This window comes from Ureibacillus yapensis (genome assembly GCF_003515775.1).
Classification (GTDB): Bacteria; Bacillota; Bacilli; order Bacillales_A; family Planococcaceae; genus Ureibacillus; species Ureibacillus yapensis.
On the sequence record NZ_QWEI01000001.1, the window covers coordinates 436706 to 456118 of the forward strand.

The following is a 19413-nucleotide window of genomic DNA, read 5'->3' on the forward strand; positions in this document are numbered from 1 at the left end:
TTGCCTCCTTAACCTACTAATTCAACAATTTTTTCAGCGCCATCTGCCATCGAGTCAGCCGCCACGATATTTAAACCGGATGCATTTAACAATTCTTTCCCTAGTTCCACGTTTGTTCCTTCAAGTCGAACAACCAAAGGCACTTCCAAACCTACTTCTTTCGCGGCCGCAATAACACCCTCTGCAATTACGTCGCATTTCATGATGCCGCCAAAGATGTTGACGAAAATTCCTTTTACATTTGTGTCCGATAAAATAATTTTAAATGCCTCGGTTACTTTCTCGGCTGTTGCGCCGCCTCCAACATCAAGGAAGTTGGCCGGTCTGCCGCCATAGTAGCTAATTGTATCCATTGTGGCCATGGCAAGTCCTGCCCCATTGACCATACAACCAATGTTGCCGTCCAGTGAAATATAGCTAAGATCGTATTTGGAAGCTTCAATTTCTTTTGCATCTTCTTCGTCATAATCTCTTAATTCTACAATATCTTTATGTCGATATAATCCATTTGAGTCAAAGTTGAATTTCGCATCCAGTGCAACTACTTCATCATTGCCTGTTACAACAAGTGGATTAATTTCCAAAATAGAAGCGTCTTTTTCGACAAACGCCTCATATAAGCCAAGCATTAATTTCGCTGCTTTATTTACAAGTTTTGTCGGAATATTCATATTGAATGCCATACGGCGTGCTTGGAACGGGAGCAATCCTGTAAGTGGGTCAATCACTTCTTTGAAGATCTTTTCCGGAGTGCGTTCCGCAACTTCTTCGATATCCATTCCGCCTTCTTCGGAACCCATCAAAGTTACCCGTGAAGTTGCCCGGTCGACAATGAAACTCAAATAATACTCTTTTTTTATGTCGGAGCCTTCTTCAATATATAGGCGTTTTACTTCTTTGCCTTCGGGGCCGGTTTGGTGTGTTACCAAAATTTTGCCCAGCAGTTCTTTCGCATACGCTCGAACTTCATCCAAGTTTTTGGCGATTTTTACGCCCCCGGCTTTCCCGCGTCCACCAGCATGAATTTGGGCTTTTACCACAATAACGTTTGAACCCAATTCTTTTGCGACTTTTACTGCTTCATCTGGCGAGAATGCTACCTTTCCGTCTGGTACAGCCACTCCATATTGTCTAAGGATTTCTTTCCCTTGATACTCATGGATATTCATGTTTTATCCTCCAATCAGCCTTATGGAAATTATTTTGTTGACATAACCCATTCTAAACAAATTTTCTGACAAAGTCTATCATTGTATTTCCTGTATTGAAAAAGTTATCTTATTACAATATTTTCTCTTTTTCGCAAATCTAATATCTACTAATTTATCTTTTCGTTTGATTGTAGCTTCTGTCTAACCGGTATATAAATGCAAATACTTCCGCCACTGCTTCATATAATTCTTCCGGGATTGATTCATTCAAATCCAGATTTCCCAATAACTCGACAAGATTTTTATCTTCATAGATTGGAACATCGCTATTAGCAGCTTTTTCAATGATATTCTCTGCAATTTTTCCTTTTCCCTTAGCCACGACAGTTGGACTGTTATTGAGTTCAGGATTATACGTTAAGGCTATCGCTTCTTTTCGGACATATTTCTTTTCATTCATATTCGGAAATCTACCCCATTTTTCGATTCGAATTTATTTTCTTTTAAATGACTGATCGGCTGTTGGTGTGTGGTTGTTTCAAATGGCTTCACGAATAATCCGGAAAGTTGGTAGCTTTTTTCGGATAAACCTTGTTTCAATGGCTCCCTTAATGGTTCGGTCAGCAATTCCAGCTCAGGTTGATCATTATATAAAGTGATTGTGACAATGCGATTTTGGACTTGCATATCGACCATCGTTTCCTTAAGAGCTTCCATATTCAAATAGAAGAGGATTCTTGCATAATTCGAATCAATTTTGCCATTGTCCTTCATGCGACCGTTCCATTGCACTGTCGCTTCCGTTTGCTTTCCCAAAAATTGCAAAGGAATTTGCATGACAAGTTGATGCTGAGGCCCATTTTCTCCGGAATTGAATTGCATACCATTTAAACGCGCCACCACATTTTCGGCAGCATCCCTTAGAACTGCTGAGGTTTGGGAATCTTGCAAAAGCGATAACAGTTGCGGTTTTAAAGAATGGGCCAATTCACCTATATCCGTTGTTTTGTTGTTTAATGTTGCCTCGTAACTCAGACCCAATCCCTTTAAAATGGTTTTTAAAGCCTGTTCCATCGTTTTGCCATCTATTGCCGACAAAACTTGCTGCTCTGCTCTAGCACTGATCGCGTGAACCTCTGGGATATTGGATTCTGCCGTTAATTTCGCTAAATTGACTAACGCGGATGAATTGTTGCCGGCTTCCGGTTTTAATAGTGACAATAACTGTTCATGATTGGATTGCGAGAATGCAAGATTTGCCGTTTGTTGGCTTGGCGCATCCGAAAATGCTTTTACAAGTTGGCCATGCAATTGTTTTGCAAATAATTCCATTGTAGCGGGGTTTTTCGGCAACGCTTCAAATCGATTGATGAGTTGCTCCAAACTCGATTTTTGTTCAACGGAAAAAGACTCCTGGCTTGCGACCCATGTTCGAAGCTGATTGATTTTTTGTTGTGCATCGGATGGTTTTGCTGCCATTATTTCTTGAACCATTCCACCTGCTGTTTGCTTGCCTGTCTCAATGTACCTTTGTTGCTCTGAACTTTGGGTTTTCCAGGCTTCCTCGGCGGCATTTTGTTGAGCCTGCAAAGATGTGGCTGGCATATTTTTTTGCTGCTGGAAACTTTCGTTTTGCCAGCTTTCGATTGTCGCATGTTTAGGTAAAATACCTGTTTCTTTCAACAATTGCAGCATTTGCATTTTTTGCTGGGGCGCTTCAGTTGGATTGGACAGGATTTTGGCAGCGTTTGATAAAATGGATCCACCAGTTTCTTCGGCCAATGGTTTTGAAATCAATTGCAATTGTTGAAGGATATTGGACTTGACAGTAGGTTCGATGTTCACATCCTGTGCCAACACATTTGCAAGATTCGTCATGGCACTCGACATTCCATTTATTTTGGAACCATAAAGAAACCCTTTAAAAACTTCGTTTGAAAAAGGCATTTTCATTTCAGCCATTTTTTGAATCGCCTGCAACGCTTCTTGCTTTGTAGCCGATTCCGTTAGGCTTTTTAGCCAACCTTCAGCTGATAGTAGATTTTCTTTCAGCAATGGAAGTTGATTTTTGACAAACTGAGCAACGATTTGCTGCATTTCCGGTGTTTTCGGCAAATTCAGGTTATCCAGCAGCTGCGTTAGTTGTTGAGTCGTTGCTAAGGACCTCTGCATTGGCCCTGTGACGACTTTCAGCTCTGTTTGCGGGTTCATGCTCGTAACCTGAAAAAAATACGTGTCTCCCGCTTTTAAAGGCGTTTCCAGTTTAGCAAAAAGCTTGGACGAGCCAACCTGGATCTCCGCCATTTGATCGGGGTAGAGTTTTTTGATTGTTCCATGCAGCACCTGCCCCTGTTTTAAAGAAAGCGGTTGATTTTGCTGAACAGCAGCTTGTGGTCCTTGAATCGGATTAAAAGATGTAAACGTCATATCAAGATTTGCTCCTTTGATTCAATCATTGATTTGATCGGTTCAAAACTTTTCCGGTGTTCGTGAATATAGCCGTGCTGTTTCAATGCTTCCAAATGTTGCTTCGTGCCGTACCCAGCGTTTTGGTCAAACCCATACATAGGGTGCTCGGCATGAAGCTTCTCCATATAGTCATCCCGTGCATTTTTCGCTAATATGGAGGCAGCTGCAATGCTAAGGCTTTTTGCATCTCCTTTAATGATGGATTTTTGCGGAATATCCATCGGCAATACCATGGCGTCCACAATGCAAAAGTCCGGACGAATATCCAAGTTTTCAATACTTTGTTTCATTGATTGTTTTGTCGCTTCATAAATGTTTAATGCATCAATCATTTCCGCACTTTGAAAATGAATTGCATAACTTAGAGCATGTTTCTTAATAATGGCGGCAAATTCTTCCCTAGCTTTCTTAGTTAATTGCTTCGAATCATTAATGCCAATAAAAGGTTTGCAATCTCTCGGCAAAATTACTGCTGCCGTTACAACCGGACCAGCCAATGGACCCCTTCCCGCTTCATCTATGCCTGCCAAAAACTGTTCACTTGAAGATAGGAAACTCTCATCAAATTCTACTTTTTCTTTGTGTTCATCTAGTTTCTTCTTTTCTTTTTCCATACGATTGTTCCATTGCTTCCACGCCTTCTGCACGCCTGCACGTTCATCGTTCTTTATTTCATCCATCCAGCTTTCATATGCTTTGGCTGCATGTAGAGCAGCTAGTATCTCTTTTATTGTTTTACCCATATGTATGACACTTCCCTATATTTTCTCTCTATTTATATCGGCATTCCCTGTCTTGAAAAAAGATTTATTCTATTAATTTATCATATAAGCCATTGTTTACCCATTCAACTAAAGTCTATAATGTTTACGAATAGAATGGAGGAATCATAATGAAGAAAGTTTTCCCTCTTTTTGTATGTATGATTTTTATTTTATCTGCCTGCGGAAATGCCGCAACACAAGAAAAGCCCGAGGCGCAAGAACATGCTGGGCATGACGCTCAGAATCATGTTGCAGGAGACCTTCAAGAAGAAACTGCGTCTGCGGAAATTCTGCCAAGCTTTTTGGATTCGCAGCATGAAGATATCCGACTCGTTTACGAGGTTGCAGGACAAGCTACTGATATCTTGGAATGGATGCCTTGCTACTGCGGTTGTGGGGAGTCGGCAGGTCACCGCAGTAATTTAAATTGCTTTATCGCAGAAACACGGGAGGATGGCTCCATTGTATGGGATGACCATGGCACTCGTTGTTTAGTTTGCCTGGAAATTGCTATTCAGTCGGTTCAGATGGCGGAAGATGGGAAGTCTTTAAAAGAAATTCGCAACGCCATCGATGAACAATACAAAAATGGTTATGCAGCACCAACGCCAACAGAAATGCCGGCGTAAATTTGAATGAACTTCTCTGATTTGGAGTCCTTGAGTGATTGGCTCGTGGACTCCTTTTCATTGTTAACCACTGTTCGGTCCTCGAGCACCTCTCTCCCAGACTTATTCATGCTGTTTTCCACTTTCCCAGTCCACGAGCATCTCCCTCACGGACTCATTCACACCGCTTTCCACTTCCCCAGTCCATGAGCACCTTCAATTTTTAGCGTATTACTTGGACAAAATAAAAAGGCAGAAAAATCACCATGATTTTTTCTACCTTTTCTCTTACTGTTCTGCCAATGCTTCTTTTTCTAATTCTTCGTCCACGCTATCGAAGGTGATTGTGCCGAAGTGTTGGTTGCGAATATCCCGTACCACAATGAGTGCGACTTGGTCATAATCGATTTCCCCACCCGGTCCAAACACTTTTCTTCGCTTACCAATATGGTCAAATGTGTTTACCAATTCTTCATCAACCGACGTAATTCCGTAACGCTCCTCCAGCCGGTTCGGATAGTGGATGGAAAGAAACTTCAGTCCATAGACAGCCAAGTCTTCCATATTGATTATTGTATCTTTAATGGCACCTGTTAACGCCAGCTTTAACCCTACTTCCTGGTCTTCGAATTTTGGCCATAAAATCCCGGGTGTGTCCAAAAGTTCAATGTCTTTTCCCACTTTAATCCATTGCTGTGCCTTTGTGATTCCAGGCATGTTACCGGTTTTTGCAATATTTTTTTTGGCCAGGCGGTTAATCAAAGTTGATTTTCCTACGTTCGGAATTCCAATGATCATGGCACGGATTGCCCGTGGTTTCATTCCTCTTGATTTCATGCGTTCCCATTTTTCTTTCAGGATTTCCTGTGCGGCTTTTGTCACCTTTTGCAGCCCTTTGCCTTCCAATGAATTGATGGCAACGGCCATGTGTCCGCGCTGGGCAAAATACTCGATCCATTTTCGGGTTTCCGAATCATCCGCCATATCCGCTTTATTTAAAATGAGAAGACGCGGTTTTTGATTGATTACTTGGTCCATCATCGGATTTCTTGACGACATTGGCAATCGTGCATCAATTAATTCAAAAACAATATCCACAAGTTTCAGTTTTTCTTGTACTTCCCGCCTAGCTTTCGCCATATGGCCGGGAAACCATTGGATTGTCATGTTGTATTCCTCCTTTTGTATTGGAAAGCGCAAGCGCCCCATTTAGCCCCGCTTATTTGTCAAAAAGAAAAGGAGATTACAAAGAACCTCCTTTTCATGAAAAGTTTATTCTACAATCTGCATTTCACTTAGCGGCCAAAATACAATACTCGTATTGCCGATAATTTCTTTTTCGTTTACAACGCCAATATGGCGACTATCTTTACTGTAGCGTCGATTATCTCCCATTACGAACACATAGCCTTCAGGTATTTCTTCCAAAGTAGGCTCGACATCTTGCAATGTGAAGTCTTGTGTTAGTGTTCCCTCAGTAATTTGGGATTTATACTCATCTAAATATGGTTCTTCGTATGCTTTACCGTTAATGTAAAGTTGATCATCTTTATATTCGATGGTGTCCCCTGGAAGACCGATGACACGTTTAATGTAATCCTTTCCTTCCGGTGCATGGAAAACAACAATATCAAATCGATCAGGCTCACCTATTTTATAGCCAATTTTATTGACAATCATTCGATCTCCGTCTTCCAATGTTGGCATCATGGAATCACCATCCACCACAATCGGTGTAAATAAAAAATAACGAATAATGACTGCGATTGCAAACGCGATAACTAATGCTTTGATCCATTCCCAAAGCTCATTCTTTTCTTTTTTTGTATTCTCCACGAAGATAATCCCCCAATCTAACATCATTGTAGTTGAAATGGTTTATGTATGACAAGTTCAGAAACTCAATTTATGCGAATTTAAAACGCTTATCTATTGAAAAAGAAAAGGAGCTTGTAAACAAGCCCCCTCTCATAACGTTATTAGCGAATTTCTTTAATACGAGCTGCTTTACCACGTAGGTTACGTAGGTAGTAAAGTTTAGCACGACGTACTTTACCGCGACGGACAACTTCTAATTGCGCGATTTTTGGAGTGTGTACAGGGAATGTACGTTCCACACCAACACCGTAAGAAATTTTGCGAACTGTGAAAGTTTCGCTGATTCCGCCACCACGACGTTTAATTACAACACCTTCGAAAAGTTGGACACGCTCACGAGTACCCTCTACGATTTTCACGTGCACGCGAACAGTGTCACCTGGACGGAAAGTTGGTAGATCAGAACGAAGTTGACCTTTTGTAATTTCTGCGATAATGTTTGACATAAATTTTCTCTCCTTAGACAGATGCTCTTGCAGTCCTCTGTTCGGCCACAGCGGAACACCGTAATTCAGTACTTCCATAGAAGCACAAAATGAATAATACCACAAATGCAGTGTTGTTTGCAAGAATTATAAGAAATAAACTATAAAGAACTGAAAATTTATTTTTCCTTTAAGCTTTCAATAAAAGCTTGCTGTTCTTTTGTAAGCTCCATCTCTTCCAAAAGATCCGGCCGTCTTTCAAATGTTCGTTTGAGGGACTCTTGATCACGCCATTTATCAATGTTCGCATGATTTCCGGATAATAAAACATCAGGCACTTTCATCCCTCTAAAATCAGCTGGGCGCGTAAAATGCGGATGTTCCAATAGCCCAGTAGAAAAGGAATCATGAATATGCGAATCTTGCTGTCCCAATACGCCCGGCAATAACCGAACTACTGCATCAATGACCGTCATGGCAGGCAATTCCCCGCCTGTTAACACAAAGTCGCCAATCGATATTTCATCTGTTACAAGATGCGTGCGGATCCGTTCGTCATAGCCTTCATAATGGCCGCATAAAAATACCAATTCCTCTTCCTTCGCTAACTCTTCTGCTTTCTTTTGGGTAAAACGCTCCCCTTGTGGGCACATGAGGATGATTCTTGGATTTCGGCCTTCCGTAATCGTTTCTACTGCTTGAAACATTGGTTCCGGCTTGAGCACCATTCCAGCTCCCCCACCATATGGGTAATCGTCCACTTGTTTGTGCTTGTTGGTGCTAAAATCGCGAATATCCGATACAGCAAGCGAAACGGCTTCTTTTTCTTGCGCTTTTTTCAAAATGGAGGAGCCAAAAACTCCTGTAAACATTTCCGGAAATAGACTTAATACATGAATCTTCATTATAATAAACCTTCCATTACATGAATGATAATTTTCTTTTCTTCTACATCGATTTCTTTTACAACATCCTCAATATAAGGAATATAGTGTTTTTTCCCGTTTGGTGCCTTGATTTCCCATACATCGTTTGCACCGGTTTCCAAAATGTCGGAGACTTTTCCGATTTCTTCTCCCTCTTCCGAAAAGACGTCACACCCGATAATTTCAAAATAGTAATATTCGTTCTCTTCCAAATCATCTTCTTCCAATTGGTCTTTTGTAATTTTTAAAAGACCTTCCTTGAAAGGTTCGACTAAATTGATGTTATTGTAGCCTTCAAATGTTAATAAAATGAAATTTTTATGTTTACGGACGCTTTCAATTTTGACCCACGTCGGTTTTTTATCTTCTTTTTTAAAAACAGCCATTTTATTGCCCGGTGCAAAACGAATCTCTTCAAAATCTGTTGAAGAGAGCACGCGGACTTCCCCACGAATTCCGTGAGTGTTTACGATTCTTCCTACATTAAACCATTCCATTTAGCATTCCACCTAACTCTCGATATACAATAGTTCTATTATGTACAATCATACTAAAAAGATAAATAAAAAAGAAGGGATTGCCTTTTCAGGTCCCTTCTTTTTAATAGCTTTGAACGAACGTTCTCCGCTGCTCAGTCTAATATATCGACATATGTCTTTTTCTTGTGGTGACTGCCAGCAGCTGAATAAACAATTGTACGAATTGCCTTTGCAACTCGGCCTTGCTTGCCTATGACTTTTCCTCGATCTTGTGGATGAACAAAAAGTTTATAAACAATGCGATTTGAAGTCTCATCCGCTTCTACGCGAACTTCTTCCGGATAATCGACCAGCGGTTTTACGATTGTTTCAATCAGCTTCTGCATTACACGTCACCTCGAGAATTATTTACTGAATTTTAAGTTGTGGAATTTTTCCATAATTCCTTGTTCTGAGAACAGGTTACGTACAGTATCAGATGGTTTAGCGCCATCAGACAACCATTTAAGAGCTTTCTCTTCGTCAATGTTTACTGTAGCTGGTGTAGTTAGTGGGTTGTAAGTACCAACTGTTTCGATTTGACGTCCATCACGTGGAGAACGAGAATCAGCAACTACGATACGATAGAAAGGAGATTTTTTAGCTCCCATACGTTTTAAACGAATTTTAACTGCCATTTTTTATTGCACCTCCGAATAAGTTTCACACAAGATAGTATATTATCAATGTTTGAATGGTTTGTAAAGTGTTTTTTCTTAACACCTATTATTTTAACAGAAATATTTTATTTAAACAATGAGTCAAGACCTGGCATTTTCATTTTTTTCTTTCCTTTACCTTGGGCCATCCCCGTCATTTGTTTCATCATTTTTTTCATATCTTCAAATTGCTTCAGCAATCGGTTTACTTCCTGGACAGATGTTCCCGACCCTTGCGCAATTCGCTTTTTGCGGCTTGCATTCATGATTTCCGGATGTGTTTTTTCGGCCGGCGTCATCGAGTAGATGATTGCTTCTACGCGGCCCATTTGTTTTTCATCCACTTTCACATTGTCAAGGCCTTTAATTTTGTTGGCACCCGGCAACATTTTCAGCATTTCATCAAGCGGGCCCATTTTCTTCACTGCTTGAAGCTGCTCCACAAAGTCGTCGAATGTAAAGCTTTGAGTCATGAACTTTTCTTCCAGCTCTTTTGCTTTTTCCATATCGACATTTGCTTGCGCTTTTTCAATTAATGAAAGAACGTCTCCCATCCCTAAAATACGCGATGCCATACGCTCTGGATGGAATGCCTCAAGAGCATCCATTTTTTCGCCCATACCGACAAATTTGATCGGCTTTTCAGTAACCGCACGGATTGATAATGCCGCACCACCGCGTGTATCGCCATCCAATTTTGTTAACACCACGCCGGTAATGCCGATTGTTTCATTGAAGCTTTGCGCTACATTGACGGCATCTTGACCTGTCATTGCATCCACGACCAAAAATACTTCATCCGGCTCTTTTAGCGCCTTGATATTTTTCAGTTCATCCATGAGCGCTTCATCGATATGCAAACGACCAGCCGTATCAATAATGACTACGTCATGATGCTCTTCTTTTGCATGCTCAATCGCTTGCCGCGCGATTTCTACAGGCGACACATCGTTTCCAAGCGCGAAGACCGGGATGGAAAGCTGCTTCCCAAGCGTCTGAAGCTGTTGAATGGCTGCTGGACGATAGACATCCGCCGCTACAAGCAAGGGCTTGCGATTATGTTTTTTTCGCAATACATTCGCCAGTTTACCGGTAGTTGTCGTTTTACCGGCACCTTGCAAGCCGACCATCATAATGACTGTAGGCGGCTTTGTGTTAAATTTAATAGGGCTTTGTTCGCCGCCCATTAACGTTGTTAACTCATCTTGAACGATTTTGATGACTTGTTGGCCAGGCGTCAAGCTTTTCATTACTTCCGTTCCAACCGCTCGTTCACTTACTTTTTTGACAAACTCTTTAACAACCTTTAAGTTAACGTCCGCTTCGATTAATGCAAGGCGAACTTCCCGCATCATCGCTTTTACGTCTTGTTCGGTAACTAAACCTTTACCTTTTATCTTTTGGATTGTTCCTTGGAGTCGTTCTGCTAACCCTTCAAATGCCATGTTTAGCCTCCTAATCCGTTTCCTTTAATTGTTCAAGTAATGCAAGGCGCTCCTCGATTGTAGAAGTTCCATCCTTTACTGCATCTGCTAATTGTTCAAGGATTTTTTTTCGTGCGCCAAATTTTTCGAATAAGCGTAATTTATCTTCATATTCCTCAAGCATCGCCTCTGTACGCCGAATGTTATCGTATACAGCTTGACGTGAAACTTTGTAACTTTCGGCAATTTCTCCTAGAGAAAGGTCATCCAGATAATAAAGTTCCATATAACTTCTTTGTTTGTCCGTTAATAATGCTTGATAAAAATCGAAGAGAAAGTTCATGCGTGTTGTTTTTTCAATTAGCATTAAGTATCTCTCCAATCATAATTCGTCTACTGTATCATAACTATTTTAAGTACCACTGTCAAGGGAATTTCCTTGTCCACTTTCCCCTAATATGGCTTCATTAAGCTGTTTTTGCCGGCTAGCTTTTCGGCCATGCAGCACAAAGTAAACGGCGATTGCAAAAATAAACCAACCGACCGTGATGCTGTACATTGAACGATAGCTCATAGTGCCCAATAGTATCCCGAATAAATATGGTCCAATCCCAATGGCCAAGTCCAGTAAAATGAAAAAGGTGGAAGTAGCCGTTGCTTTCCGATTTTGCATGGCTTCTTTAATGGCAATGGCCAGATAATTGGATTGTACCGTACCAAATCCAATCCCGATCAAAGCGCTGGCCACCAATATCATCCATCCGCTTGTTGCCTTGCTTAAAACGAAAAAACCGATGACTATTAAAATCAACATCGGATACGTCAACATATTTTCTCCGAGACGATCAAATAAACGTCCCGTAAATGGCCGTGTAACAATCAATGCCCCTGCATATACGACAAAGAAATAGGTAGCAACTTCCCCAAAACCAATTTCTTCCGTATAAGGAGCTAAATAAGTTAATAAGCTTGAATATCCGATTCCCAATACGAACATGCAAATAGCTATCGGCAGCGCTCTTTTTTCAAACATATCACTTAGGGAAAATGTAAATTTCACTTTCTCCTGAAGCTTTTGGTCTGCTGTCGCCGGCAGGTTGATGAAGACACCAAATATATTGCAAAAAGCCGCAATCGCCAAAATCCATATCAAATTTTCAAACGTGGTTACACGCAGCATAACCAAACCGATAAAAGGACCGGCAGCCATGGCAATATTCATGGCAGTTGCATAATAGCCCGTTCCCTCCCCGCGGCGCTCGTTTGGAATTGCTTCGGCCATGATTGCGTTTACGGCTGTCATTAAAAATCCAAAAGAAAATCCGTGAATCGCTCTAATAATCATAAACAGGGTAAATGTTGTCGCCAATTGATGTGCCAATACCGCCAAAAAGAAGAAAATGGCTGAGATGATCATTATTCTCTTGCTTCCTAGCACATCGACAATTTTCCCCGCAAAAAGCCGGGCAACAACGGCCAACAATACGTAGATTCCTACAGCCAAGCCCGCCTCACTTTGGCTTCTTCCAAAATGCTCAATGACATATAAGGAGACTGTAGCAAGTAAACTATAAAACACGATGTGGGTAAAAAAATTCATGCCACATACAATAATAAAATTTTTGGTCCAAAGATTTGGACGTTTCATCTTTTTCCCTTCCTTCTTGCTCTTGTAAAGACTATAGCTAATTATACTAAACTTCGAGTCTCTAATTATATTTATCCATTAAATTAGGTAAAAAGAGGTGTTGGAGTTTTAGCGATGATGTAGATTGTTGTGCAAAATCTAAGAGAAGTTGCCCAAGTTTAACGATCTGAATGGTGTGATTGGAGGCTTTCTTTTTATTTTTTTAGAAATAGTTATACCGACAAAAAATGATTAAACTACTGTTAATTTCCGCTGATGCCAAAGACGGGGTTAGAAGTGGTTTTCTCTTGTTGCTACGACGCCTCTTTAGATAACTTCTAATCGAGCACTTTCTCTTGCGTTAGCATCAACCCCCTCTTTAAATCCCTTCTCGTTCTAATCGGCTGTTTTTCCTGCAGCATCTCCCAACGGTGTTTAACCGTAAAAGCCACTTGCTGTTTCCAATAAAAAAACTATTCCGCGCAGGATGCTTCCCTTGCAGAAATAGTTTTTCGTTAGTCTTCCATTTTATCCAGCTCTTTTTCCAATCCTTCCGCAAATAGGCCGTAAACATAACGTTCTGCATCAAATGGCTGTAGATCATCCATTTTTTCGCCTAGGCCGACGAATTTAACGGGAATATGCAGTTTATTGCGGATTGCCAATACAATACCGCCTTTTGCAGTACCGTCCAATTTCGTTAACACGATTCCCGTCACATTTGTCGCTTCTTTAAACGTTTGTGCTTGGATCAAAGCATTTTGCCCTGTTGTCGCATCCAATGCAAGCAGCACTTCATGTGGCGCATTTGGAATTTCACGCGAAATAACACGATGTACTTTTTCAAGCTCTTTCATCAAGTTGACTTTATTTTGCAGTCGCCCTGCTGTATCACAGATTAACACATCCGCATTCCGTTTTTTTGCAGCAGCAATTGCATCGTAAATCACTGCAGCCGGGTCAGAGCCTTCTGATTGCTTGATGACGTCACAGCCAACACGGTCACCCCATACTTGCAGCTGTTCAATTGCTCCGGCACGGAATGTATCCCCCGCTGCAAGCAATACAGATTTACCTTCTTTGGTTAAACGATGCGCCAATTTACCGATTGTCGTTGTCTTTCCTACACCATTTACACCGACGAATAAAATCACCGTTAGCTCGCCTTTTGGCTGCATGTTCAACTCGGCAATATCTTCTTCACCGGCTTCATAGATTTCAACCAGTTTCTCGGAAATGATTGCTTGAATTCCTTCAGTGTCTTTGATGTTTTTACGCTGTACTTCAAAACGCAGCTTGTCCATCAAATCCATGACCGTTTCAAAGCCAACGTCCGCTTGAAGCAGTATTTCTTCCAATTCTTCAAAGAAATCCTCATCTACTTTGCGATAGCGCGCGACCAAGTCATTTACTTTTGAAGTAAACGAATTTCGTGTCTTGGCCAGACCCATTTTAAACTTTTGCGTAATGGACCATGCGGATGGTTTTTTCTCTTCAACCTCTTCGGTCTCTTCAACAGGTTCTGCAAGGGTTTCTTCCTCAGCTTCCGAAGAAACTTCAGTTGTATCAACCTGCACTTCAACCGGTTTCTCTTCTACTTCGGGAATCTCCGGTTTTTGTTCTTCGACTGAAGGAGTCGTGTCAACCTGTTCTTCTAAAAGCTCAGCTTCTTCCAGCTTTTCTTCTGTATCATGAGCTTCAAGTTGCTGCTGCTCGACTTTTTCCTCTTCAGTTCCTATTAATTTTTCTTTCAGTCGCTTAAAAAAGCTCATTCACTTCCACTCCTTGTCTCCAAATCAGAAAGTATATTATTTATCGACCAACGCAAGACGCCCAGCTCCTCGAATTTCGGAGCTAAACAGTAAATAGGAAGTCAGCCTAAAATCGACACGTCCTGTGTCAACGGCTGACTAACCTACATCCTGTAGGCCTCCGCTTTTCTCTTGTCTAGCTCCAGCGCCCAGCCCCTCGAGTCGCTTCAGTCCCTCGGTCGAAAGCTGGAAAGATGCTTTCGATTCGGGCCTTCCAGCGCTTGACGGGGCTAAACGGGGCGCTTGCGCTTTTCTCTTGTCTAGCTACGAACGCCAGCTCCTCGACAACTTCGGTGCTGCCAATAAGGGCAAAGAGCGCGCCCTTTTTGGCAACCCCTCCAGTTGTTGTCGGAGCTAATCGGGCGTTCTCCGCTTTTCTAAGTAAGTACCGCTTCTTTTTCCAGTTTTACGGAAACGAGTTTGGATACACCGGATTCTTGCATTGTGATGCCGTATAGAACATCGGCACCTTCCATTGTTCCTTTGCGGTGTGTAATGACAATGAATTGCGTTTCATCCTTTAATTTCTTTAAATATTCGCTATAGCGTTGAACGTTCGCTTCATCGAGTGCCGCTTCCACTTCATCAAGGATCACAAACGGAACGGGACGGGAATTTAAAATGGCAAATAATAAAGCGATTGCTGTTAATGCTCTTTCTCCACCGGATAAGAGACTTAAACTTTGCAGCTTTTTGCCCGGAGGCTGAGCGACAATTTCGATGCCTGTTTCAAGCAGGTTTTCAGGATCAAGCAATACCAAATCGGCTTGTCCGCCACCAAACAGCTCACGGAATACATGTCGGAACTGCGTTTGAATCATCGTGAATGACTCCCTGAAGCGCAGGGTCATTTCTTCATCCATTTCACGAATGGCTTCATGCAATGTTTCCTGTGCTTCCAGCAGATCATTTCGTTGTTCAGTTAAAAACGTATGGCGCTCAAGTACCCGATCATATTCTTCAATAGCCGTTAAATTAACTGGCCCCAATTCTTCAATCGACTGCTTCAACAATTTCACTTTCCGGCGTACTGAATCAACATCCTCCAGATCCATTACATGTTCACGCGCTTCTTCGAAATCCATTTCATATTGTTCATCGAGAATTGTCTGTAGCCGATCGATTTCATATTCAACACGGCTTTTCTTCACTTCAATATCTTGCAAACTCTCCAAGAATCCTTTATGCACTCTTTGCAGCTCTTTCAATTGCTCTTCAAGCTGGGACAAATTTTGTTGATGCGTGGCGCGCAACGTACGGTTTTCTTGTATTTTTGCAGTTAGCGAATTTTTTTTGCTGTTCCATTCAAGAACCGTTTTTTCAATTTCTTCATCAGAAGGAGCGTTTACATCATCATTTTGAAGCCAATTGATTTCCAAAGTGATTGACTCTATATTTTGCTTTGCTTTCGAACGCTTAAGAGCAAGCTCGGCTACAGCAACTTGAAGCTGGCTTACCTGCTCCCCCATCACGGCCAGTTCCAATCGTTTTTGGGCAGCAGATTCCCTTAAAGCATCCTTTTCTGTTTCGCCTTTTAATTTCAGTTCACTTAGATGCTCCACTTTTTGATTGATTTCTTCCAGTTCCGATTTTATTTCCTCGAGCCTTTGCGACGCTTCTTGTTTTTGCTGAAGCAACGTTGTTTTTCTTGAGACTACAGAAGATTGCTCTGAAAAAGTGACATTGACTGTTGCTTTCAGGCTTTTTTCTTCCATTTCTGCTTCAAGAAACTTTGCTCTTTGTGAAATTTCTTCCTGGCGAAGTGTTTCCCCTTCAAGCTTTACCGTTTCAAGCTGTTCACGCAATAAAGCAAGTGCTTCTTTTTCAGTCGCCACGGATTTTTCAGCCTGCACAATCGAGTTTTCCATCTTCGCCAAATTGCTTGTGAGCTGATCAAGTTCGGCTTTACGTGTGAATAACGAACTTTGTTGTTTGGAAGCACCACCAGTCAAAGACCCGCCTGCATTGACGATATCCCCATCCAATGTAACAACTCGGTATCTAAACCCGCAGTTTCTGGCAATTTGGCTGGCGCCTTCCAAGTTTGATGCAACAAGTACGTTTCCAAGCAAATTTTCAACAATCGTTTGATTTGACTCATCAAAGTCAACAAGTTCATAGGCAAGGCTGACAAAAGCAGGATGATCCAGGGCAGGCGCTATTTGAGAAGTCGATAGTTTGCGTGACTTCATGACGGTTTTAGGTAAGAATGTTGCACGGCCCGCCCGTTTGGATTTAAGCCAGCCGATCGCTTTTTGTGCGTGCTGCTCATTGTCTGTCACGATATGCTGGGAAGCTGCACCCAAAGCTGTCTCGATTGCTTTCGAGTACTGTCCATCTACTTGGATTAATTCAGCAACAGCACCTTCAATGCCGGACAGTTCTCCTCGTTCACGAGCCAAAAGAACTTCTTTTACGCCTTGGAAAAAGCCCGAAAAGTCTGCTTCAAGCTCTGCCAATGTTTCTCTACGGCTCTTTAATTGTTGCTGATGTTGATAAGCTTGATAGAGCATCTGCTGTTTTTCTTCAAAGGAAGAGGTAGCGTTTTTTAACTGTAGTTGAACAATTTCATATTGTTCAAGCTTTTCCTTCAGCTGCAATTCAACCTTTTTCAAGCTTTTTTCCAATTGCAGTTTTAGTTCCGTGACTTCCTCGAGTCTCTTCGCCATTTCTGCAGAACGGCCATTCATGCGCTCGGCCGTTTCCAGTTGCTGAGCAAGTTGTTGATCAATATGCTTTAATTCATTCTTAACCGTTGCTTCTTCATTTAATAAATCGATGTAAACATCTTTGGAATGTTCAATTTCCTGTTCGATTTCCGAAACAGAAGAATTCAATGTTAAATCAAGCTGTTTAATTTCCTGTTTTAGCTTTTGAACTTCCTTTTGCTTTTCGGTAAATTGCGACTTTTTGTCATTTTCACTGCTCAAAAGTTCCTGTTCTTCAGTCTGCAACTCATGCAACGATTGCTGCAATTGCTGCAGTTGCTTATGGGCATTTGAACGTTTTTCTTTCAGAAGCGCTTTACGCCCTTCCCAACGTTCTGCCTCGGAACTTGCCTCTACCAATTGTTCTTGGGCGCTATCCAGAACCTCATCAATTTCTTTCAGCTTTCCGCGGATGGCCCCAACATGCCCTTCAACGTTCACGAGGTTTGACGCATGCTGCTGTTCCGCTGTTTTTAATTGTTCACGCTGTTGTTCCATTTGCTGCAAATTTTTCGCATGGACAATTAAATCATTCACCGTCAGGGCAATATCCGATTCTCTTAATTCGTCTGTCATCCGGATATAATCCTTGGCAGTGGATGCCTGGATTTGCAATGGTTCGAGACGGCTGTCCAATTCATGCAAAATATCAAGAACCCGGTGCAGGTTCTCATCGGTTTCAACTAATTTATGTTCTGCTTTTTTCTTGCGAATTTTATATTTTAGTACACCGGCTGCTTCTTCAAAGATCGTTCTTCGATCATCTGGTCTACTGTTCAGTATTTCATCTACGCGGCCTTGTGAAATAATCGAGAATGCTTCTTTTCCTAATCCCGAATCCATAAATAAGTCCGTAATATCTTTCAGGCGACATTGCTGGTTGTTCAGCAAATATTCACTATCGCCTGAGCGATATACGCGTCTTGTGACACTAATTTCGTTATAAGGCATTTGTACTTTTTCATCTTCATTGTTTAAGACAAGTGTTACCTCTGCGAAATTAAGCGGTTTTCTTGATTCACTTCCAGCAAAAATAACATCTTCCATCTTCGAACCGCGTAAACTTTTTGCGGATTGTTCCCCCAGTACCCACCTGATGGCATCGGTTACATTACTTTTACCGCTGCCATTCGGGCCGACTACTGCTGTTACACCCGGAACAAAGTCGATTCCAATACGATCAGCAAACGATTTAAAGCCAATTACTTCAAGTCGTTTAAGGAACATATTAGCTAGTCCTCCTTAATGCTGGCCTGATTCAACGTGATCATCGCATTTTGCGCTGCTTGCTGCTCAGCCTCTTTCTTTGATTTTCCGCGCCCGATTCCCAACTCTTGCTCATTTAGCAATACGCGCGAAATGAACGTGCGATTATGCGCTGGCCCTTTTTCATCCACAATCTCGTAATGAAGCGTGCCGTTATTTGATTGTTGAACCATTTCTTGCAATTGACTTTTAAAATCCATCACATGCGAAAAAGCACCGACTTCTACTTTTGGGAATACGATTCTTTCCAGAAATTCCACGACGACGTCCAAACCTAAATCTAAATACAAAGCCCCAATAAAGGATTCAAAAACATCCGCCAATAGCGCAGGACGTTCCCGGCCACCCGTAAGCTCCTCACCTTTTCCCAACAGAACATATTTGCCGAAATTTAATTCGTTGGCAAAAATAACAAGCGATGGTTCACACACAATCGAAGCACGCAGCTTCGTCAGTTCTCCCTCACTCATATGCGGGTATCTTTCGAAAAGGTATTTAGATACAGAAAGTTCAAGTACGGCGTCTCCCAAAAACTCCAGTCTTTCATTGTCGGTAAATAATTTTCGACGATGCTCATTCACATAAGATGAATGTGTAAAAGCTTGGTAAAGCAAGCTTTTGTTGCGAAAATAAATATTTAATTCTTCTTGCAAAAATTCAAATTGCTGTCTTGCTCTTTCAGGCAATATCCCAATTTTTGAGTGAAACCCTTTTTTTCTAATTGTCATGAACAATCTGCCTTCCTAATAGATTCTAACTAACGTATAGTTTACCTTGTATAGCATGATAAATTCAACTTTTCTTTGGCATTCCTATGTTCGCAATACGAAAAGAGGCACATAGTTGTGCAATTTATCCATTTGCCCAACTGTGCCTCTTGATCATGCGCCTTTCGCGTTTATACGGATGGCGCTAACTTTTTGAAGTTCGATTAGCTAATTTTACCTTCAATATAACTGATTGCATCGCCTACTGTAGCGATTTTCTCAGCATCTTCGTCTGAAATTTCCATATCAAACTCATCTTCAAGTTCCATTACTAATTCCACAACGTCCAATGAATCAGCACCTAAATCTTCACGGAATGAAGCTTCTGCTTTCACTTCGCTTTCGTCAACGCCTAAACGGTCAACGACAACTTTTGTAACACGTTCAATTACTGTAGCCAAATCGGTCACCT

General features: G+C 41.5%; 19 protein-coding genes. 1 reads left to right on the forward strand and 18 read right to left on the reverse strand.

Going from position 1 to position 19413, the window contains the following annotated elements:
- Window positions 1–8 precede the first annotated feature (8 nt).
- From sucC to D1B33_RS02100, 4 genes are all read right to left on the reverse strand, one after another.
- The gene (gene sucC, locus D1B33_RS02085) at window positions 9–1169 is read right to left on the reverse strand and encodes an ADP-forming succinate--CoA ligase subunit beta (RefSeq protein WP_118874674.1); all 1161 of its coding nucleotides are present in this window, start codon (window positions 1167–1169) and stop codon (window positions 9–11) included.
- Between the two features lie 154 nt (window positions 1170–1323).
- Window positions 1324–1611: an EscU/YscU/HrcU family type III secretion system export apparatus switch protein gene (locus tag D1B33_RS02090; protein WP_118874675.1), complete on the reverse strand. Its 288-nt coding sequence runs from the start codon at window positions 1609–1611 to the stop codon at window positions 1324–1326.
- The gene (locus D1B33_RS02095; RefSeq protein WP_118874676.1) at window positions 1608–3578 is read right to left on the reverse strand and encodes a hypothetical protein; all 1971 of its coding nucleotides are present in this window, start codon (window positions 3576–3578) and stop codon (window positions 1608–1610) included. The genes D1B33_RS02090 and D1B33_RS02095 overlap by 4 nt, the downstream gene beginning before the upstream one ends.
- Window positions 3575–4363: a ribonuclease HII gene (locus tag D1B33_RS02100; RefSeq protein WP_118874677.1), complete on the reverse strand. Its 789-nt coding sequence runs from the start codon at window positions 4361–4363 to the stop codon at window positions 3575–3577. The genes D1B33_RS02095 and D1B33_RS02100 overlap by 4 nt, the downstream gene beginning before the upstream one ends.
- 149 nt (window positions 4364–4512) lie before the next feature.
- Here D1B33_RS02100 and D1B33_RS02105 point away from each other — a divergent pair, with 149 nt between their 5' ends.
- Window positions 4513–5013, forward strand: a complete 501-nt coding sequence (locus tag D1B33_RS02105) for a PCYCGC motif-containing (lipo)protein (RefSeq protein ID WP_118874678.1) — start codon at window positions 4513–4515, stop codon at window positions 5011–5013.
- Between the two features lie 267 nt (window positions 5014–5280).
- Here D1B33_RS02105 and ylqF read toward each other — a convergent pair whose 3' ends face one another.
- The 14 genes from ylqF to acpP all read right to left on the reverse strand — a co-directional run bounded on the left by ylqF (window position 5281) and on the right by acpP (window position 19402).
- Complete coding sequence (gene ylqF, locus D1B33_RS02110; protein WP_118874679.1) at window positions 5281–6159, reverse strand: ribosome biogenesis GTPase YlqF; 879 nt, start codon at window positions 6157–6159, stop codon at window positions 5281–5283.
- A 105-nt stretch (window positions 6160–6264) separates the two neighbouring features.
- Window positions 6265–6828: a signal peptidase I gene (gene lepB, locus D1B33_RS02115; protein WP_118874680.1), complete on the reverse strand. Its 564-nt coding sequence runs from the start codon at window positions 6826–6828 to the stop codon at window positions 6265–6267.
- A gap of 143 nt (window positions 6829–6971) precedes the next feature.
- Entirely contained in the window at window positions 6972–7316 is a 345-nt protein-coding gene (gene rplS, locus D1B33_RS02120; protein ID WP_118874681.1) for a 50S ribosomal protein L19, read from the reverse strand.
- 158 nt (window positions 7317–7474) lie between these two features.
- Entirely contained in the window at window positions 7475–8200 is a 726-nt protein-coding gene (trmD, locus tag D1B33_RS02125) for a tRNA (guanosine(37)-N1)-methyltransferase TrmD (protein WP_118874682.1), read from the reverse strand.
- On the reverse strand, window positions 8200–8718 hold the full coding sequence (rimM, locus tag D1B33_RS02130) for a ribosome maturation factor RimM (RefSeq protein WP_118874683.1): 519 nt from the start codon (window positions 8716–8718) through the stop codon (window positions 8200–8202). Before rimM ends, trmD begins: the two co-directional genes overlap by 1 nt.
- Before the next feature lie 134 nt (window positions 8719–8852).
- The gene (locus D1B33_RS02135; RefSeq protein ID WP_118874684.1) at window positions 8853–9086 is read right to left on the reverse strand and encodes a KH domain-containing protein; all 234 of its coding nucleotides are present in this window, start codon (window positions 9084–9086) and stop codon (window positions 8853–8855) included.
- 18 nt (window positions 9087–9104) lie between these two features.
- The gene (gene rpsP / locus D1B33_RS02140; RefSeq protein ID WP_118874685.1) at window positions 9105–9377 is read right to left on the reverse strand and encodes a 30S ribosomal protein S16; all 273 of its coding nucleotides are present in this window, start codon (window positions 9375–9377) and stop codon (window positions 9105–9107) included.
- A gap of 107 nt (window positions 9378–9484) precedes the next feature.
- Complete coding sequence (gene ffh, locus D1B33_RS02145; protein WP_118874686.1) at window positions 9485–10843, reverse strand: signal recognition particle protein; 1359 nt, start codon at window positions 10841–10843, stop codon at window positions 9485–9487.
- A 10-nt stretch (window positions 10844–10853) separates the two neighbouring features.
- A complete protein-coding gene (locus D1B33_RS02150; RefSeq protein WP_118874687.1) occupies window positions 10854–11189 on the reverse strand; it encodes a putative DNA-binding protein in 336 nt (111 codons plus the stop codon).
- 45 nt (window positions 11190–11234) lie between these two features.
- Window positions 11235–12470, reverse strand: a complete 1236-nt coding sequence (locus D1B33_RS02155; protein ID WP_118874688.1) for an MFS transporter — start codon at window positions 12468–12470, stop codon at window positions 11235–11237.
- A 494-nt stretch (window positions 12471–12964) separates the two neighbouring features.
- Window positions 12965–14221 carry a signal recognition particle-docking protein FtsY gene (gene ftsY, locus D1B33_RS02160; RefSeq protein WP_118874689.1) on the reverse strand — a complete coding sequence of 419 codons (1257 nt, stop codon included), beginning with the start codon at window positions 14219–14221 and terminating at the stop codon, window positions 12965–12967.
- Window positions 14222–14637: 416 nt separating this feature from the next.
- Window positions 14638–18195, reverse strand: a complete 3558-nt coding sequence (smc, locus tag D1B33_RS02165) for a chromosome segregation protein SMC (protein ID WP_118874690.1) — start codon at window positions 18193–18195, stop codon at window positions 14638–14640.
- Window positions 18196–18200: 5 nt separating this feature from the next.
- The gene (gene rnc / locus D1B33_RS02170; RefSeq protein ID WP_118874691.1) at window positions 18201–18962 is read right to left on the reverse strand and encodes a ribonuclease III; all 762 of its coding nucleotides are present in this window, start codon (window positions 18960–18962) and stop codon (window positions 18201–18203) included.
- A gap of 203 nt (window positions 18963–19165) precedes the next feature.
- Window positions 19166–19402 (reverse strand): acyl carrier protein, encoded by a 237-nt coding sequence (acpP, locus tag D1B33_RS02175; RefSeq protein ID WP_118874692.1) that lies wholly within the window; start codon window positions 19400–19402, stop codon window positions 19166–19168.
- Between the last annotated feature and the right edge of the window lie 11 nt (window positions 19403–19413).

Bases quoted from the DNA above. Each gene is read 5' to 3' on its own strand.
- sucC (WP_118874674.1), bottom strand. From the start codon at position 1,169: ATGAATATCCATGAGTATCAAGGGAAAGAAATCCTTAGACAATATGGA.
- D1B33_RS02090 (WP_118874675.1), bottom strand. From the start codon at position 1,611: ATGAATGAAAAGAAATATGTCCGAAAAGAAGCGATAGCCTTAACGTAT.
- D1B33_RS02095 (WP_118874676.1), bottom strand. From the start codon at position 3,578: ATGACGTTTACATCTTTTAATCCGATTCAAGGACCACAAGCTGCTGTT.
- D1B33_RS02100 (WP_118874677.1), bottom strand. From the start codon at position 4,363: ATGGGTAAAACAATAAAAGAGATACTAGCTGCTCTACATGCAGCCAAA.
- D1B33_RS02105 (WP_118874678.1), top strand. From the start codon at position 4,513: ATGAAGAAAGTTTTCCCTCTTTTTGTATGTATGATTTTTATTTTATCT.
- ylqF (WP_118874679.1), bottom strand. From the start codon at position 6,159: ATGACAATCCAATGGTTTCCCGGCCATATGGCGAAAGCTAGGCGGGAA.
- rplS (WP_118874681.1), bottom strand. From the start codon at position 7,316: ATGTCAAACATTATCGCAGAAATTACAAAAGGTCAACTTCGTTCTGAT.
- trmD (WP_118874682.1), bottom strand. From the start codon at position 8,200: ATGAAGATTCATGTATTAAGTCTATTTCCGGAAATGTTTACAGGAGTT.
- rimM (WP_118874683.1), bottom strand. From the start codon at position 8,718: ATGGAATGGTTTAATGTAGGAAGAATCGTAAACACTCACGGAATTCGT.
- D1B33_RS02135 (WP_118874684.1), bottom strand. From the start codon at position 9,086: ATGCAGAAGCTGATTGAAACAATCGTAAAACCGCTGGTCGATTATCCG.
- rpsP (WP_118874685.1), bottom strand. From the start codon at position 9,377: ATGGCAGTTAAAATTCGTTTAAAACGTATGGGAGCTAAAAAATCTCCT.
- ffh (WP_118874686.1), bottom strand. From the start codon at position 10,843: ATGGCATTTGAAGGGTTAGCAGAACGACTCCAAGGAACAATCCAAAAG.
- D1B33_RS02150 (WP_118874687.1), bottom strand. From the start codon at position 11,189: ATGCTAATTGAAAAAACAACACGCATGAACTTTCTCTTCGATTTTTAT.
- D1B33_RS02155 (WP_118874688.1), bottom strand. From the start codon at position 12,470: ATGAAACGTCCAAATCTTTGGACCAAAAATTTTATTATTGTATGTGGC.
- ftsY (WP_118874689.1), bottom strand. From the start codon at position 14,221: ATGAGCTTTTTTAAGCGACTGAAAGAAAAATTAATAGGAACTGAAGAG.
- smc (WP_118874690.1), bottom strand. From the start codon at position 18,195: ATGTTCCTTAAACGACTTGAAGTAATTGGCTTTAAATCGTTTGCTGAT.
- rnc (WP_118874691.1), bottom strand. From the start codon at position 18,962: ATGACAATTAGAAAAAAAGGGTTTCACTCAAAAATTGGGATATTGCCT.